Consider the following 16,001-nt stretch of genomic DNA (forward strand, 5'->3'; position numbering starts at 1 on the left):
TATGACAGTGTCGGCTCGCTGCCGGGGTACGGCAAACCGAATAGGAAGAGGTGCTGCGTTCGGAAAACCGAATGGCGTGCACGCTTAAGGTAGGAGCGAGCTTGCTCGCGAAAAACGCAAAAAGCGCCGCGTTTATGCTGAATAAACGCGGCGCTCTCAGGTTTTTCGCGAGCAAGCTCGCTTCTACAGGTGTCGGGAGGGGGTCAGGCCGCTTCGATCTTGCTGCGGTTCTGTTCAACCTTGGACAGGTAGCGTTGCAGGTTGTCCTGTTCGGCCGGGGTGGTGAACAGGCCAAGCTTGGTACGGCGCCACAGCACATCGTCAGGCTGCGTCACCCATTCCTGCGCGCAGAGGTAATCGACTTCGCGGGTGTAAAGGCCACCCCCCAGGTGCTCGCCCAGGTCCGCCAGGCTTTGCACACCTTCCAGCAGGCGCCAGGTGCGGCTGCCGTAGGTGGTGGACCAGCGGCGGGCAATCTCGCTCGGCACCCAGTCGAACTTGCTGCGGATGGCCTCGGCCAGGGCTTCTGGCGTGGTCATGTCTTCGCCGCCGGGCAGGCTGGCCTTGGCGGTCCAGCTTGGGCGCATCTGGGTGAAGTACGGCGCCAACTGCGCCATGGCCGATTCGGCGAGCTTGCGGTAGGTCGTCAGCTTACCGCCGAACACCGACAGAATCGGCGCTTCGCCGGTGCCGCCGGACAGCGACAGGGTGTAGTCGCGGGTAATGGCCGACGGGTTGTCCGATTCGTCGTTGCACAACGGACGCACGCCCGAATAGGTGTGGACAATGTCGTCACGGCTCAGCTGTTTCTTGAAGTGTGCGTTGACCACCTTGAGCATGTAGTCGGTTTCACCTTCGGTGATCGCAACTTTCGCCGGATCGCCGGTGTATTCGCGGTCGGTGGTGCCGATGATGGTCAAGTGGTTCAGGTACGGGATCGTGAAGACGATGCGCTGGTCTTCGTTCTGCAGAATGTGCGCGTGCGCACCTTCGTAGAGTTTCGGGACGATCAAGTGGCTGCCCTGAATCAGGCGGATGCCGTACGGCGAATCCAGCTTCAGGTCGTCCTTGATGAACTTGGCGACCCACGGGCCGGCGGCGTTCACCAATGCGCGAGCGCGGATCGAGAACAGGCTGCCGTCCGCGCGCTCCATGTTCATTTCCCACAGGCCGTTGCTGCGGTGTGCGCTGACGCAACGGGTCTGGGTGTGAATGTGCGCACCTTTTTCCCGTGCGGCCATGGCGTTGAGTACCACGAGGCGGGCGTCATCGACCCAGCAATCGGAGTATTCGAAGCCTTTGGTGATTTCACTTTTCAGCGGGCTGTCAGCGCCGAACTTCAGGCTCTTTGAACCCGCGAGTTTTTCGCGCTTGCCCAAGTGGTCATACAGGAACAGGCCGGCACGGATCATCCAGGCCGGACGCAGATGGGGACGGTGCGGCAGCACGAAGCGCATCTGCTTGACGATGTGCGGGGCCTTTTCCAGCAGCACTTCACGCTCAGCCAGGGCTTCGCGGACCAAGCGGAACTCGTAGTGCTCCAGGTAGCGCAAACCACCGTGGATCAGCTTGCTGCTGGCTGAAGAGGTGTGGCTGGCCAGGTCGTCCTTTTCGCAAAGGAATACCGACAAACCGCGACCGGCTGCGTCTGCTGCAATGCCGACGCCATTGATCCCGCCGCCGATAACGGCAACGTCATAGACTTCGGCAAGCGGTGGAGCAGGCAAGGTAGAAGGGTTCATCGGCTGGCCTCGCGATCTTTTCGTATTGGAATTCGAACATTAATGTTCATTTGCGAAAATGGTAGCTGATAAACGCGGGCACAGCCAGTCGACTTCGATTGAAAAAACTCATCGAAGGGTGGAGAAAGGAAAATTTGTGAACATGAGCCGCAGGGCAGGGCTCAAGAAAGGGGCATTGGATAGACCGCCATCGGGGGCAAGCCCCCTCCCACACTTTGATGTGTGAATGCATTCAATGTGAGAGGGGGCTTGCCCCCGATGACGTCAGTACAGGCGCTATACCACTTCCAGCCGAACCTTGTGCTGATTCAATAGCTGCACCAGTGCCGGCACCGGTTGCTGGTCGGTCACCAGGCAGTCCACCAGGCTGATCGGCCCCAGGCGAATCATGGCGTTGCGCCCGAATTTGCTGGAGTCCGCCGCTAGAATCACTTGGCGCGCATTGGCGATGATCGCCTGGGAGACCCGAACTTCCTGATAGTCGAAGTCCAGCAGGCTGCCATCTTCATCGATGCCGCTGATCCCCACCAGTGCAAAGTCGACCTTGAACTGGTTGATGAAGTCGACACTGGCCTGGCCAACCACGCCGCCGTCACGCCGCACATTGCCGCCGGTCAGCAACACATCGAAGTCGTCCTTGGCACTGAGCATCGCAGCAACGTTGAGGTTGTTGGTGATGATTTTCAGGTGGTTGTGATTGAGCAGCGCACGAGCGATGGACTCGGTGGTGGTGCCGATATTGATGAACAACGAGGCATGATCGGGAATCTGCGCCGCGATGGCTTCGGCGATGCGCTGCTTTTCATCGCGCATCTGGTCGGCACGCATGGCGTAGGCGGTGTTCTCGACGCTGGAGTCATAGGCCGCCCCGCCGTGGTAGCGGCGCAGCAGATTGGCATCCGCGAGCTGGTTGATATCGCGGCGGATGGTTTGCGGGGTGACAACGAACAGCTGCGCCATTTCCTCGATACTGACGTAACCGCGTTCGCGGACCAGTTCGAGGATTTGTTGTTGGCGGGGAGGCAGATTCATGGGGCGTCCTTTGGGCTGCCATACAAAAGTGGCCCATGATGACGCAGGAATCCGCTCCCTGCCAGTTACAACCCGATATAGAACCGGCCCTTGGCTTATTCGGCGCCTTCGTGCGGTTCCCAGTCGCGGGTGCGGCTGACTGCTTTTTGCCAGCCCGCGTAGAGCTTCTCTTTGGCCGCCTCATCCAGCTGAGGTTCGAATTCGCGCTCGATCACGGCTTTGCCGCGCAATTCGTCCAGGCTGCTCCAGAAGCCGCAGGCCAGGCCCGCCAGGTAGGCGGCGCCGAGTGCCGTGGTTTCGCGCATTTGCGGGCGCTCGACTTGGGTGCCGAGGATATCGGCCTGGAACTGCATCAGGAAGTTGTTGGCAACTGCGCCGCCGTCCACACGCAGGGCCTTGAGGCGTTCGCCCGAGTCCTGTTGCATCGCGTCGAGTACGTCACGGGTCTGGTAGGCGATCGACTCAAGCGCTGCGCGAATGATGTGATCCACGCGTACGCCACGGGTCAGGCCGAACAGTGCGCCTCGGGCATACGGGTCCCAGTACGGTGCGCCCAGGCCGGTGAAGGCCGGCACCAGGTATACGCCGTTGCTGTCCTTGACCTTGCCGGCGAAGTATTCGGTGTCGTGGGCGTCGTTGATGATTTTCAGCTCGTCACGCAACCACTGCACGGTGGAGCCGCCGTTGAAGACTGCGCCTTCCAGTGCGTAGGCCACTTCGCCACGCGGGCCGCAGGCGATGGTGGTGAGCATGCCGTGCTTGGACTTCACCGCTTTGTCGCCGGTGTTCATCAGCAGGAAGCAGCCGGTGCCGTAGGTGTTCTTGGCCTGGCCGGCTTCGACGCACATCTGGCCGAACAGCGCAGCTTGCTGGTCGCCGGCAATGCCGCCAATGGCGATGCCGCTTTTGGTGCGACCGTAGATTTCGGACGAAGACTTCACTTCCGGCAGCATTTCCCGCGGAATGTCCAGAATCTCGAGCATCTTCGCATCCCACTCCAGGGTATGGATGTTGAAGAGCATGGTGCGCGAAGCGTTGGTGTAATCGGTGACGTGGGTCTTGCCGCCGGTAAATTTCCAGATCAGCCAGCTGTCGACGGTGCCGAACAGCAACTCGCCGTTGCGCGCACGTTCGCGGCTGCCTTCGACGTTGTCGAGGATCCACTTGAGTTTGGTGCCGGAGAAGTACGGGTCGGTAACCAGGCCCGTGGTGTCGCTGATGTATTGCTCATGGCCGTCGCGCTTGAGCTGCTGGCAGATCTCGGTGCTGCGGCGGCACTGCCAGACGATGGCGTTGTAGATGGGGCGGCCGGTGACCTTGTCCCACACCACGGTGGTTTCGCGCTGGTTGGTGATGCCGATGGCGGCGACCTGGTCATGGTGCAGGCCAGCCTGGGCCAGTGCTTCGACCATTACCGCGCTCTGGGTGGCGAAGATTTCCATCGGGTCATGCTCGACCCAGCCAGGCTGCGGGTAATGCTGGACGAATTCACGCTGGGCGGTGCACACCACGTTGGCGTCACGGTCGAAGATGATCGCGCGGGAACTGGTGGTGCCCTGATCAAGGGCAATGATGTAGTTCTTATTCTGAAGGTCGGTCATGTCAATTGCCTTGGACGAAATAAGGAAGTCAGAAATCAGCCGGGGTCACGAAGGGCAGGGACCCTGGCTGGCGCTTTCAGGAAATACGGGTTTTGCCGTTGACAGCCGTGTCAGGTGTTTCAGCTATAGCAGGTGCGGCGCTGGGCAGGTGACGGGCAATCAGCCCGCGGTACGCTGCAGCGCCAAGGCATGCGCCGACAATCGGCGCGAAAATCGGTACCAGGAAGTAAGGAATATCGCGACCGCCAGTAAAGGCCATTTCACCCCAACCCGCGAAAAAGGTCATCAGCTTGGGGCCGAAGTCCCGCGCCGGATTCATCGCAAAGCCGGTCAATGGGCCCATGGCGCTGCCGATGACGGCGATCAGCAGGCCAATCAACAGCGGGGCCAATGGACCGCGTGGCAGGCCGTTGTTGTCGTCTGTCAGGGCCATGATCACGCCCATCAGGATCGCGGTGATGACCATTTCCACCAGGAACGCTTGGGCAGTGCTTAGCAGCGCATGGGGATAGGTGGAGAACACCGAAGCCAGTTCGAGGCTGGCCTGGGAGCCACGTACCATGTGGTGGGTTTGTTCGTAATCGAAAAAAAGATTGCTATAGAGCGTGTACACCAGCGCGGCGGAACAGAAGGCGCCGGCGATTTGGGCAAGGATATAAAAGGGCAGTTTGCGCTTTTCGAAATCGGCAAAAATACACAGGGCGATACTGACCGCCGGATTGAGGTGAGCCCCGGAAATACCTGCACTCAGGTAGATCGCCATGCTCACGCCGACCCCCCAGATAATGCTGATTTCCCACAAGCCAAAGCTCGCATCCGCGACCTTGAGCGCAGCGACGCAGCCGGTACCGAAGAAGATCAGCAGCGCAGTGCCGAGGAATTCGGCCATGCATTGGCTCGAAAGTGAAGGCTGTTGAAGAGCAGTTGTCATGGAAAACCTCAGTTGTTGTTCTTGTCTGGCGCACTGCCTCAACGGGCGGTTGCGCGATTTTCACCGTGACAAGGATCCCCATCCTGCGCCACGGCTTACTGCTCGAGTACCGAGGGCTATTCCTACAGTATTCGGAAACGAAAAAATATAGACAAGAATGACCGCTGTCAAAGGTCGAAAGTGAACCATTGGTCATTTCCGAACTATTGGTATGGTGAATGATCACGCCTGACGCAGCGGATCAGTGCGCTTGAACCTCTGTACTAGAGCGTTTTCGGTGCGCTTGGCCTAGAATTGGCCGTCAGTTTGCACGCTTGGAGCCTCGCATGACCCCTGCCTTGGACCTGTTGAAAAAAGTTCGCGCCGAACATCGTGTCCACAGTTATGAACACGATCCCAAGGCGGCTTCGTATGGCCTGGAGGCCGCGGAAAAGTTGAGCCTGGACCCGGCGCAGGTGTTCAAGACGTTGCTCGCCAGCAGTGAGAAGGGCGAACTGCTGGTGGCGGTGGTGCCGGTCGTCGGAAGTCTGGACCTGAAAGCCCTGGCTCACGCGGCAGGCGTCAAGAAAGTCGAAATGGCCGACCCGGCGGCGGCGCAGCGGTCCACGGGGTACTTGCTGGGCGGTATCAGCCCGTTGGGGCAGAAGAAGCGCTTGCGCACGTTCATCGATGTGACGGCGCAGCCGTTTGCGACGATTTTCGTGAGTGCTGGGCGCAGGGGGTTGGAAGTTGAATTACCGGCCAGTGTGTTGGCTGAACATACCCAAGCCACCTTCGCACCGATTGGCCGGGCCTGATTTTCAGCGCTGGGCAGATCCAAATGTGGGAGGGGCAAGCCCTCTCCCACATTTTTTTGATCCGGTTTCGTCAGTTGGCTGCTTATGCCTGGAACAATACCAGATGCTCGGCGGCCACCCGAATGCCCACATCCTCGCCCATCTGCTGATCGACATGGCTGGGGAAAATCGACTCCAGCTGTGCGCCCGTCGGTAGTTGCAGACGGTATAGCGTGGACGCGCCGAGGAAGGTCTTGCCGACAATCCGTGCTTTGAGCGCACTGTCCGGCGCGTAAACGATGTCATCCGGGCGCAGCAACACGTCGACCGCACCGCCCGTCGGCCAGGTGTAGGCACGGTTGCCACGCAGCTCGCCCAGTTCGGTGCTGACCGATTCCGGTGAGCTCAATTGGCCACGAATGAAGTAACCCTGGCCGATAAAACTGGCCACATACGGCGTCTGCGGTTCGTGATAGAGGTTGTAGGGGGTATCCCATTGCTCCAGACGACCCTCCTTGAAAACCCCCACGTGGTCGCTGACGGCGAAGGCTTCTTCCTGATCATGGGTGACCAGGATCGCGCTGGTGCCGCGTGCCTTGAGAATGTCGCGCACCTCGTGGCTGAGCTTGCGGCGTAGTTCGCCATCCAGGTTGGAAAAGGGCTCGTCCAGCAGCAGCAGTTGCGGTTCCGGTGCCAAGGCGCGGGCAAGGGCGACGCGTTGCTGCTGGCCACCGGAAAGCTCGTGGGGGAAGCGTTTACCCAAGTCTTTGAGGTTGACCAGTTCCAACAATTCGGCGACTACACGGTCTTTGTGCGGGTGCTTGCGAATGCCGAACGCGATGTTGTCGGCCACGCTCAGATGAGGAAACAGCGCGTAGTCCTGAAACACCATGCCGATACGACGTTTCTCCGGTGCAAGGGTGAAACCGGCACTGGAGATCACTTCGCCCGCCAGGCTGATTTCGCCTTCGTGCACCGGCTCGAACCCGGCAATCGCGCGCAAGGTGGTGGTTTTGCCGCAGCCCGAGGAGCCCAGCAGGCAACCGATGTCGCCGGCATTGAGGTGCAGATTGAGGTTCTGCACCACCCGTTGATCTTGATAGCCGCATGCCAGATTGCGCAGGTTCAGCAGTAATGGCTGGCTCATGCGTGGTGATACGACGGTGGGACGAGGAATTCAAGCAGGGCCTTTTGCGCATGCAGGCGGTTTTCAGCCTGGTCCCAGGCGACCGAACGTGGGTCGTCGAGCAGGTCGAGGCTGATTTCTTCGCCACGGTGTGCAGGCAGGCAGTGCATGAACAGCACGTCGGGCGCGGCCAGGTCGAGCAGGGCGCGGGTCACCTGGAACGGCGCGAACAGGGCCAGGCGCTTGGCGGTTTCGTCTTCCTGACCCATGGAGGTCCAGACGTCAGTGCTGACCAGGTGTGCGCCGACCACCGCATCTTTCGGATCGCGCAGCAGTTGCACACGGCCGTCGGCCTTGGCCATGAACTCGGCGCTCGGTTCGTAACCTTCGGGACAGGCGATACGCAGGTGGAAGTCGAACTGGATGGCAGCTTCTATATAGCTGTTGCACATATTGTTGCCGTCGCCGATCCAGGCCACGGTCTTGCCCTGGATCGAGCCGCGGTGTTCGAGGTAGGTCTGCATGTCGGCCAACAACTGGCACGGGTGCAGGTCATCGGACAGGCCGTTGATCACGGGCACGCGCGAGTTGGCGGCAAATTCGGTCAAGGTGCTGTGGGCGAAGGTACGGATCATCACCGCGTCGAGCATGCGCGACATCACGATGGCGCAATCGCTGATCGGCTCGCCACGGCCCAATTGGGTATCGCGCGGCGACAGGAAGATCGCCTGGCCACCCAGTTGAATCATGCCGGCTTCGAAGGACAAGCGGGTGCGGGTCGAGGACTTCTCGAAGATCATCCCGAGCACGCGGTTTTTCAGAGGCTCAAACAGTACGCCGCGGTTACGCAGGTCTTTAAGCTCAATGCCTCGACGGATCACGCTGACCAGCTCTTCGGGCGTGCAATCCATCAGGGAGAGAAAGTGCCTTGCGCTCATCATTAACTACCTTTTTGCAACAGACCGCAGATACTCAAAGCCTTGTTTATTGTGACAACGGGCGAGACCTGCGGCGAAAGCCGCACGGGGCGACGAAATAGGGGAAGGCGCGATATTGACATTAAATGTCGCGTCTTACCAATAGGGCTACGGTTTTTAAGGGTGTTCAAGCAGGGCGCCGAAGCGCGTTTGAAGACGGTTTCCAGACAGCAGCGGCCCATTTGTACACTGGCGTCGAGACCTTTTGCAATGCGCAGGGGCGCCTGGCGGCCTGCTTATAGCGGTTTGAAGCGTGTGCGCGGCTCTCCCGAAACATTTGCTCACGCTTAGCCGTGCCTTGGCCTATGTCCAGCGATTCACAGCGCGAACGTTGCTGGCGCGCTGCGCGGCCCCGGCCCATAGTTGGGCAAAGCCCCTTATAAAAGAGACTGGCCATGACCAAGACTCTCCATCACCGTGCCTGCCACCTGTGCGAAGCCATCTGCGGCCTTACCCTGGAAACCAGCCAGGACGAGGCCGGCAACCTGGCGATCACCTCGATCAAGGGCGACCCGCTGGATACGTTCAGTCGAGGGCATATCTGCCCCAAAGCGGTGGCGTTGCAGGATATCCAGAATGATCCGGACCGCCTGCACCAGCCGATGCTGCGCGTTGGTAGCGAATGGCAACCGATCCCGTGGGACGATGCCTTTGCGCTGGTAGCCGAACGCCTCGCGGGCATCCAGGCCCGGCACGGGCAGAATGCGGTGGCGGTGTATCAGGGCAATCCCAGCGTGCATAACTACGGGCTGATGACCCACAGCAACTACTTTCTTGGCTTGTTGAAAACACGTAACCGCTACTCGGCGACGTCGGTAGACCAGCTACCCCATCACCTCTCCAGTCACCTGATGTACGGCCATGGTCTGTTGCTGCCGATTCCGGACATCGACCACACTGACTTCATGCTGATTCTGGGCGGCAACCCTCTCGCCTCCAACGGCAGCATCATGACCGTGCCCGATGTGGAGAAGCGCCTCAAGGCGATCCAGGCCCGAGGCGGCAAAGTGGTGGTCGTCGACCCTCGACGCAGCGAGACGGCGGCGATTGCCGATCAGCACCTGTTTGTACGCCCCGGTGGCGATGCGGCCTTGTTGTTCGGGCTGCTTAACACGCTGTTTGCAGAGGGCCTGACCCGCGCCAGCCATTTGCCGGTCGAAGGTTTGGACGACGTGCGCCAGGCGATCGCCGGGTTTACCGCCGAGGCCATGAGCCCTCAGTGCGCAGTACCTGCCGAGCAGATCCGCCAATTGGCCCGGGACTTCGCCGCAGCGGATAAAGCGGTGTGCTACGGGCGTATGGGCGTCTCGACGCAGGCGTTCGGCACGTTGTGTCATTGGCTGGTGCAGCTGATCAACCTGGTGACCGGCAATCTGGACCGCGTGGGCGGCGCCTTGTGCACCACGCCCGCGGTGGATCTGGTGGCCTCGACCGGCGGCGGGCATTTCAATCGCTGGCAGAGCCGCGTGTCCGGGCGACCGGAGTACGGGGGAGAGTTGCCAGTGTCTGCCCTGGCCGAAGAGATGCTCACCGATGGCGAAGGGCAAATTCGCGCCTTGGTGACGGTCGCCGGCAACCCGGTATTGTCGACGCCCAATGGTCGTCAGCTGGAGCAGGCGCTGGATGGGTTGGAGTTCATGGTCAGCGTTGACCTTTACATCAACGAGACCACGCGCTATGCCGACCTGATCCTGCCGTCCACTTCGGCGCTGGAGAATGATCACTACGACACCACGTTTAATATGTTCGCGGTGCGCAACGTTACGCGTTTCAATCGCGCGATCCTGCCCAAGCCTGAAGGTGCGCTGCACGATTGGGAAATTTTCGTCGGCTTGGCCAAGGCATTTGCGGCGCACACCGGTGTGGCGCTCAAACCAACGATGCCACCTGCGCAGATGATCGACTTCGGATTGCGCGCCGGGACTTACGGTGATGCATCCTCGCACAAGCTGTCGGTGGCGATGCTGGCCGATCATCCCCATGGCATGGACCTGGGGCCGCTCACGCCAAACCTGGCATCCCGGCTGAAAACCACCGACGGCAAGGTACAGGCGGCGCCATCGGTGATCCTGGCGGACCTCGCGCGGTTTGCGGCGCAGCCGCTGCCCGTGGCGGACGAACTGCTGCTGATTGGCCGTCGCCACGTGCGCAGCAATAATTCCTGGATGCACAACTATCACCGATTGGTGAAGGGTAAGCCGCGTCATCAACTGCTGATGCACCCCGATGACCTGGCCCGCCGCCAACTGATCGACGGCCAGCGGGTGCGTGTCAGTTCGCGCATCGGCATGGTCGAAGTCGAGGTGGTGGCCAGCAGGGACATGATGCCTGGCGTGGTCAGCCTGCCTCACGGCTGGGGGCACGGGCGCCCAGGCGTGCAAATGAGCATCGCCAGTGGCCAGCCGGGGGCAAGTGCGAATGATTTGACCGATGAGCGGCAATTGGACGAGCTGTCCGGCAATGCGGCGCTCAATGGCGTACCGGTGAAAGTTGCAGCGGCTTGAGGTTGGCTGTCGGCGCGCCTGAGCATCCTGTGGGTTTTTTGCGTTACAATGCGCCACCGTGCCGACCTGTGAGTCGCAAAGTTCCTGCAGAGGTGTTCCATGGATATCATCGAAACGATCAAAGAGCAGATTGCCAACAACACCATTCTGCTTTACATGAAAGGCGCTCCGAACGCTCCTCAGTGCGGTTTCTCCGCGAAGGCGTCCCAGGCCATCATGGCGTGTGGCGAGAAGTTCGCTTACGTGGATATCCTGCAAAATCCGGAAATCCGTGCGAACCTGCCTAAATACGCCAACTGGCCGACCTTCCCGCAATTGTGGGTAGCCGGTGAACTGGTTGGCGGCAGCGACATCATCACTGAAATGGCTGCTGATGGCTCGTTGCAGGCGCTGGTCAAAGACGCAGCGGCAAAAGCGGCAGCCAAGACCGAAGCGTGATGCTTCTGTAAAAGGCTCCGCAATAAAAAGCCCCGCTTCTCATAAGAGAGCGGGGCTTTTTTTGGCTTCTCTGTAGGAGCGAGCTTGCTCGCGAAAAACGCCCAGGCAACGCGTTCATTCTGGATAAACGCGGTGGCGCTGAGTTCTTCGCGAGCAAGCTCGCTCCTACAGTAAAAACAAGAGCCGCGGGGCTTATTCGCCCATCTGCGATTGCAGGTAGTTCTCCAGGCTGACCTTGTCGATCAGGCCCAGTTGGGTTTCCAGCCAGTCGATGTGTTCTTCCTGGTCTTCCAGGATATCTTCCAGCAGTTCGCGGCTGCCGTAGTCGCCAGTGGTTTCGCAGTGGGCAATGGCGGCCTTGAGGTCGCTGTGGCTCTTGCGTTCAAAGCCCAGGTCGCTGCCGATCATTTCCTGGGTGTGCTCGCCGATATTCAGCTTGCCCAGGTCCTGCACGTTCGGCAGGCCTTCCAGGAACAGGATGCGTTTGATCAGCGCATCGGCGTCCTTCATGGCCTTGATCGATTCCTTGTATTCGCGTTTGCCCAGCTTTTCCAGGCCCCAATCGTCATACATGCGCGCATGCAGAAAGTACTGATTGATCGCGACCAGTTCATTGGCAAGGATTTTGTTGAGTTGCTGGATGACTGAGATGTCGCCTTTCATGACTGGGGTCCTGCCCTGTAATAGCTGTGTATGGGCAGAGTTTGAGCGGCGATAATCTTGGTGTCAAACCTAAGTTATTGAATAATAAATGAAAATTAATCGGAATAAGAATGTTTGTGTTCCGCGTCTTGGCGCTAACTAGTTGAATTGCAGGCATAAAAAAACCGGACACTGGGTCCGGTTCTTCAAAACACGCTTAATTAAGCGTGTGTAAATTCTGCCGAATAGGGCAGCCCCGACTGGGCTGTCTGCAACTGCGTGAGGGTTTCCCGTACCACTTGCTTGGCGAGGCAGGCGCATTTACCACACTGGCTGGCAACGCCGGTGGTTTCACGCACTTCCTTGTAGCTGCAGCAACCTTCGTAGATTGCTTCGCGGATTTGTCCGTCGGTGACGCCAGTACAAAGGCACACATACATAAGGGAGAACCGTCGCGGGTTTAGGGCTTAAGTGCGATGGATCTTAATGTTAACGAGAATGATTGTCAAAGTAGTTTCATCATCAATCTGGCGCACATTGCCTGTGCGCTGACGAACGGTTTTTTCGGTGTATGATGGTCGATCTTTACGAAGCGTGACCGCGTCACAGGTCTGTCGCTGAAACAAGGCAGACTCGACGCTGGTCCTGTTACTTCAATCGTCACCCTTACATCAGGAGATATCCAATGAGCGTACTCGTCGGCAAACAAGCCCCGGATTTCGACGTACCCGCCGTCCTCGGCAATGGCGAAATTGTAGACAGCTTCAAACTGTCTGAAGCCATCAAAGGCAAATATGGCCTGGTGTTCTTCTACCCGCTGGACTTCACTTTCGTCTGCCCATCCGAGCTGATCGCTCTGGATCACCGCATGGACGATTTCAAGGCGCGCAATGTTGAAGTGGTCGCTGTTTCCATCGACTCCCACTTCACCCACAACGCCTGGCGCAACACCGCGATCAACGATGGCGGCATCGGCAAAGTCAAATACACCATGGCAGCCGATATGAAGCACGATATCGCCAAGGCCTATGACGTTGAGTCCGAAGGCGGCGTGGCATTCCGTGGCGCGTTCCTGATCGATGACAAGGGCGTTGTACGCTCGCAGATCATCAATGACCTGCCGCTGGGCCGTAACATGGAAGAGCTGATTCGCCTGGTCGACGCTCTGCAATTCCACGAAGAGCACGGCGAAGTCTGCCCTGCCAACTGGAAGAAAGGCGACAAAGGCATGACCGCTTCCACCGAAGGTGTTGCGGCTTACCTGACCGAGAACGCTGGCAAGCTGTAAGCCAGATTCCTGGTAGAAAAAAACCGGCCTGAGAAGGCCGGTTTTTTTATGCGCGGGATTAGCTTCAGTCGTTGAAGTCTTCCCAGCCGCCCATCTGTTTCCAGCGGTTGACGATGCCGCAGAACAGCTCGGCGGTCTTCTCGGTGTCGTAGCGGGCTGAGTGAGCCTCGCGACCGTCGAAGTCGATACCGGCTGCCTGGCAGGCTTTTGCCAGCACGGTCTGACCGTAGGCGAGGCCGGCGAGGGTGGCGGTGTCGAAGCTGGAGAAGGGATGGAACGGGTTGCGTTTCATGTCCAGGCGCGCCACGGCGGCGTTCAGGAAACCCAGGTCGAAGCTGCTGTTGTGCCCTACCAGGATTGCGCGTTTGCAGCCATTGGCCTTCAGCGCCTTGCGTACGCCGCGGAAGATGTCCGTCAACGCAGCTTCTTCACTCACCGCCATGCGCAATGGGTGATCGAGCTTGATCCCGGTGAACTCCAGGGCCGCCGCTTCGATGTTCGCGCCTTCAAACGGCTCGACGCGGAAGAAGTGGGTGTGTTCCGGGTAAACGAAGCCCTGCTCGTCCATGCCGATAGTCGTCGCGGCAATTTCCAGCAATGCATCGGTGGCGCAGTTGAAGCCGCCGGTTTCTACGTCGATAACGACAGGCAGGTAGCCGCGGAAACGTTCGGCCATCGGGTGGCGCGAACCGCCGCCACCGCCATGTTCCTGTTCGTCATCGTAATGGTCTTCACTCACTTGCTTTCCTCCAGCAGGCGCCAGCGCAGTGTTTCACCGGCGCGCAGCGGGATAACGGTCAACTCGCCAAAAGGCAGGCTGGCAGGGGCGGTCCAGTCTTCACGGACCAGGGTGATACGGTCGGTATTCGCCGGCAGGCCGTAGAAGCGCGGGCCATTGAGGCTGGCGAAGCCTTCGAGCTTGTCCAGGGCGTTGCGTTGTTCGAACGCTTCGGCGTACAGCTCGATGGCGGCAAACGCGGTGTAGCAGCCCGCGCAACCGCAGGCGGCTTCCTTGGCGTGCTGCGCGTGGGGGGCCGAGTCGGTACCGAGGAAGAACTTCGGATTGCCGCTGGTGGCAGCGTCCAGCAAAGCCACCTGATGGGTGTTGCGCTTGAGGATCGGCAGGCAGTAGAAGTGCGGCCGAATCCCGCCCACCAGCATGTGGTTGCGGTTGTACAGCAGGTGATGAGCGGTGATGGTCGCGCCGACGTTGGCCGAAGCCTCGGTGACGAACTGCACGGCATCCGCGGTGGTGATGTGTTCAAACACCACCTTGAGGGTCGGGAACAGCTCGACCACGCGGCGCATGTGCTCGTCGATAAAGATCTTCTCGCGATCGAACACGTCAACATCGCCACGGGTGACTTCACCGTGGATCAACAGCGGCATGCCGACCTCGGCCATCGCTTCGATGGCCGGCAGGATCTTGTCGATATTGGTCACGCCGGAATCGGAGTTGGTGGTCGCGCCGGCCGGGTACAGCTTGGCGGCGTGGACATAACCGCTGGCCTTGGCCTCACGAATCTCTTCGGGCTGGGTGCGGTCGGTAAGGTAGAGCACCATCAACGGTTCGAAGCGACTGCCGGCCGGGCGCGCAGCGAGGATTCGCTGGCGATAGGCGTCGGCTTCGGCTGCGTTACGCACCGGTGGTACCAGGTTAGGCATGATGATGGCACGGCCAAACGTGCGCGCAACATCGGCCACGGTTTGGGGCAACGCAGCACCATCGCGAAGATGAATATGCCAGTCGTCGGGACGCAGCAGGGTCAGGCGGTCGGACATTGGGGATTCCAGGCGGGTCAATCTGGTGGGAATGCTACCGGAAAAGACTCGAGCAGGCACTCGCTATCAAGTTTTGCAGGATGCAACCGATAGCACTGGGTATGCCTTAACGACGTATGACGCTTTGAAGTGTTGTAGCAACCAGTGGAGCCTCCCGTGCGCCAGCATTATCTAGCCCTGCTCAGTGTGTTCGCCAGCCTGCCCGCGATGGCCCTCACGTTCCAGACACGTCTGGAGAATATTGAGTGGAAGGTGGAGGGCGATCAGTTCGAATGCCGCCTGACCCAGCCGATCACCGACTTCGGCTCGGGTGAGTTCGTGCGTCGGGCGGGCGAGCAGGCGACATTTCGTCTGAAAGCCTATAACGGCTCGCTCGGTGCCGGCTCCGCCACGTTATTGGCCGCCGCGGCGCCCTGGCAGCCGGGCCGCGGTGATATCAACCTCGGTGCGGTACGCGTGGGCAGTGGCGATGTGTTGTTCAACAGCTCCCAGGCCCAGGCCGGGCGACTGTTCACCGGCTTGCTCGAAGGGCGCAGCCCGACCGTGCGGCATTACGGACGCGAGGGCGGCTATTCGGAAATTCGCCTGCTGCCGGTGAAATTCAATAAGGCCTACAACGACTATCAGCTGTGTACGGCCAAGCTGTTGCCGATGAACTACGATCAGGTCAAGCAGACGGAGGTCGGTTTCCCGGGGGGTGGCATCGAACTGGATGCGGCGGCCAAGAAGAAGTTGTCGGTGATTGTCGCGTTCATGAAAGCTGACCCCACCGTGAACCACATCGAGTTGAACGGCCATTCGGATAACAGCGGCAACCGCCTGACCAACCGTGATGTCTCGCGACGCCGCGCCCTGGCGGTGATGGACTACTTCAAAGCCAATGGCATCCAGGAATCGCAGGTCACTCTGCGGTTCCACGGCGAAAGCTACCCCTTGGCGCCCAACACCAATGCCGCCAACCGGGCCCGCAACCGTCGGGTTAACATCCAGCTAGAACGGGTGGCAGCGCCCGAGAAACCGACGCCTCAGGCAAGTGCACCCAGCAATCCCGCAGCGACTTCATAAGGTGCGACTATCGGTCGCTCGTTCGACATAATCTGTCGCTTTATCTTCATTTGCTGTCGCGCCCCTGTAATTTCACGGTTTTGATCGGTAGAATCGT

Annotated in this window: 15 protein-coding genes; 5 read left to right on the forward strand and 10 right to left on the reverse strand. The window is 59.7% G+C overall.

The window, feature by feature from the left end; genetic code table 11:
• Nucleotides 1-203 precede the first annotated feature (203 nt).
• From glpD to QF045_RS08505, 4 genes are all read right to left on the reverse strand, one after another.
• Entirely contained in the window at nucleotides 204-1,742 is a 1,539-nt protein-coding gene (gene glpD / locus QF045_RS08490) for a glycerol-3-phosphate dehydrogenase (RefSeq protein WP_306491821.1), read from the reverse strand.
• 276 nt (nucleotides 1,743-2,018) lie between these two features.
• Nucleotides 2,019-2,774 (reverse strand): DeoR/GlpR family transcriptional regulator, encoded by a 756-nt coding sequence (locus QF045_RS08495; RefSeq protein ID WP_306491822.1) that lies wholly within the window; start codon nucleotides 2,772-2,774, stop codon nucleotides 2,019-2,021.
• Nucleotides 2,775-2,869: 95 nt separating this feature from the next.
• A complete protein-coding gene (gene glpK / locus QF045_RS08500; RefSeq protein ID WP_306491823.1) occupies nucleotides 2,870-4,375 on the reverse strand; it encodes a glycerol kinase GlpK in 1,506 nt (501 codons plus the stop codon).
• A gap of 76 nt (nucleotides 4,376-4,451) precedes the next feature.
• Complete coding sequence (locus tag QF045_RS08505; RefSeq protein ID WP_306491824.1) at nucleotides 4,452-5,306, reverse strand: MIP/aquaporin family protein; 855 nt, start codon at nucleotides 5,304-5,306, stop codon at nucleotides 4,452-4,454.
• Between the two features lie 326 nt (nucleotides 5,307-5,632).
• On the opposite strand from QF045_RS08505, the gene ybaK reads away from it, so the two are divergent.
• Nucleotides 5,633-6,103 carry a Cys-tRNA(Pro) deacylase gene (gene ybaK, locus QF045_RS08510; protein ID WP_306491825.1) on the forward strand — a complete coding sequence of 157 codons (471 nt, stop codon included), beginning with the start codon at nucleotides 5,633-5,635 and terminating at the stop codon, nucleotides 6,101-6,103.
• An 82-nt stretch (nucleotides 6,104-6,185) separates the two neighbouring features.
• Here ybaK and QF045_RS08515 read toward each other — a convergent pair whose 3' ends face one another.
• Together QF045_RS08515 and argF are read right to left on the reverse strand one after the other, a co-directional pair.
• A complete protein-coding gene (locus QF045_RS08515; protein ID WP_306491826.1) occupies nucleotides 6,186-7,229 on the reverse strand; it encodes an ABC transporter ATP-binding protein in 1,044 nt (347 codons plus the stop codon).
• Complete coding sequence (gene argF, locus QF045_RS08520; protein ID WP_306491827.1) at nucleotides 7,226-8,146, reverse strand: ornithine carbamoyltransferase; 921 nt, start codon at nucleotides 8,144-8,146, stop codon at nucleotides 7,226-7,228. The genes QF045_RS08515 and argF overlap by 4 nt, the downstream gene beginning before the upstream one ends.
• Before the next feature lie 434 nt (nucleotides 8,147-8,580).
• Here argF and QF045_RS08525 point away from each other — a divergent pair, with 434 nt between their 5' ends.
• Both QF045_RS08525 and grxD read left to right on the forward strand, forming a co-directional pair.
• Nucleotides 8,581-10,689: a molybdopterin oxidoreductase family protein gene (locus QF045_RS08525; RefSeq protein WP_306491828.1), complete on the forward strand. Its 2,109-nt coding sequence runs from the start codon at nucleotides 8,581-8,583 to the stop codon at nucleotides 10,687-10,689.
• Nucleotides 10,690-10,788: 99 nt separating this feature from the next.
• A complete protein-coding gene (grxD, locus tag QF045_RS08530) occupies nucleotides 10,789-11,127 on the forward strand; it encodes a Grx4 family monothiol glutaredoxin (protein ID WP_124385360.1) in 339 nt (112 codons plus the stop codon).
• A 192-nt stretch (nucleotides 11,128-11,319) separates the two neighbouring features.
• Here the strand turns inward: grxD and bfr are convergent, their stop codons facing one another.
• Nucleotides 11,320-11,790, reverse strand: coding sequence for a bacterioferritin (gene bfr, locus QF045_RS08535; RefSeq protein WP_124385361.1), 471 nt, complete (start codon nucleotides 11,788-11,790; stop codon nucleotides 11,320-11,322).
• 200 nt (nucleotides 11,791-11,990) lie between these two features.
• Complete coding sequence (locus tag QF045_RS08540; protein ID WP_306491829.1) at nucleotides 11,991-12,209, reverse strand: bacterioferritin-associated ferredoxin; 219 nt, start codon at nucleotides 12,207-12,209, stop codon at nucleotides 11,991-11,993.
• Nucleotides 12,210-12,454: 245 nt separating this feature from the next.
• Here QF045_RS08540 and QF045_RS08545 point away from each other — a divergent pair, with 245 nt between their 5' ends.
• Nucleotides 12,455-13,057, forward strand: coding sequence for a peroxiredoxin (locus tag QF045_RS08545; RefSeq protein WP_057724790.1), 603 nt, complete (start codon nucleotides 12,455-12,457; stop codon nucleotides 13,055-13,057).
• A gap of 64 nt (nucleotides 13,058-13,121) precedes the next feature.
• Here QF045_RS08545 and rnt read toward each other — a convergent pair whose 3' ends face one another.
• Together rnt and pyrC are read right to left on the reverse strand one after the other, a co-directional pair.
• A complete protein-coding gene (gene rnt / locus QF045_RS08550; protein WP_124385363.1) occupies nucleotides 13,122-13,796 on the reverse strand; it encodes a ribonuclease T in 675 nt (224 codons plus the stop codon).
• Nucleotides 13,793-14,839, reverse strand: a complete 1,047-nt coding sequence (pyrC, locus tag QF045_RS08555; RefSeq protein WP_306491830.1) for a dihydroorotase — start codon at nucleotides 14,837-14,839, stop codon at nucleotides 13,793-13,795. Before pyrC ends, rnt begins: the two co-directional genes overlap by 4 nt.
• A gap of 156 nt (nucleotides 14,840-14,995) precedes the next feature.
• Between pyrC and QF045_RS08560 the strand changes: the two genes are divergently transcribed.
• Nucleotides 14,996-15,904 (forward strand): OmpA family protein, encoded by a 909-nt coding sequence (locus tag QF045_RS08560; protein ID WP_306491831.1) that lies wholly within the window; start codon nucleotides 14,996-14,998, stop codon nucleotides 15,902-15,904.
• Nucleotides 15,905-16,001: the final 97 nt, after the last annotated feature.

It is taken from the genome of Pseudomonas sp. W4I3, from assembly GCF_030816195.1.
Taxonomy (GTDB): domain Bacteria; phylum Pseudomonadota; class Gammaproteobacteria; order Pseudomonadales; family Pseudomonadaceae; genus Aquipseudomonas.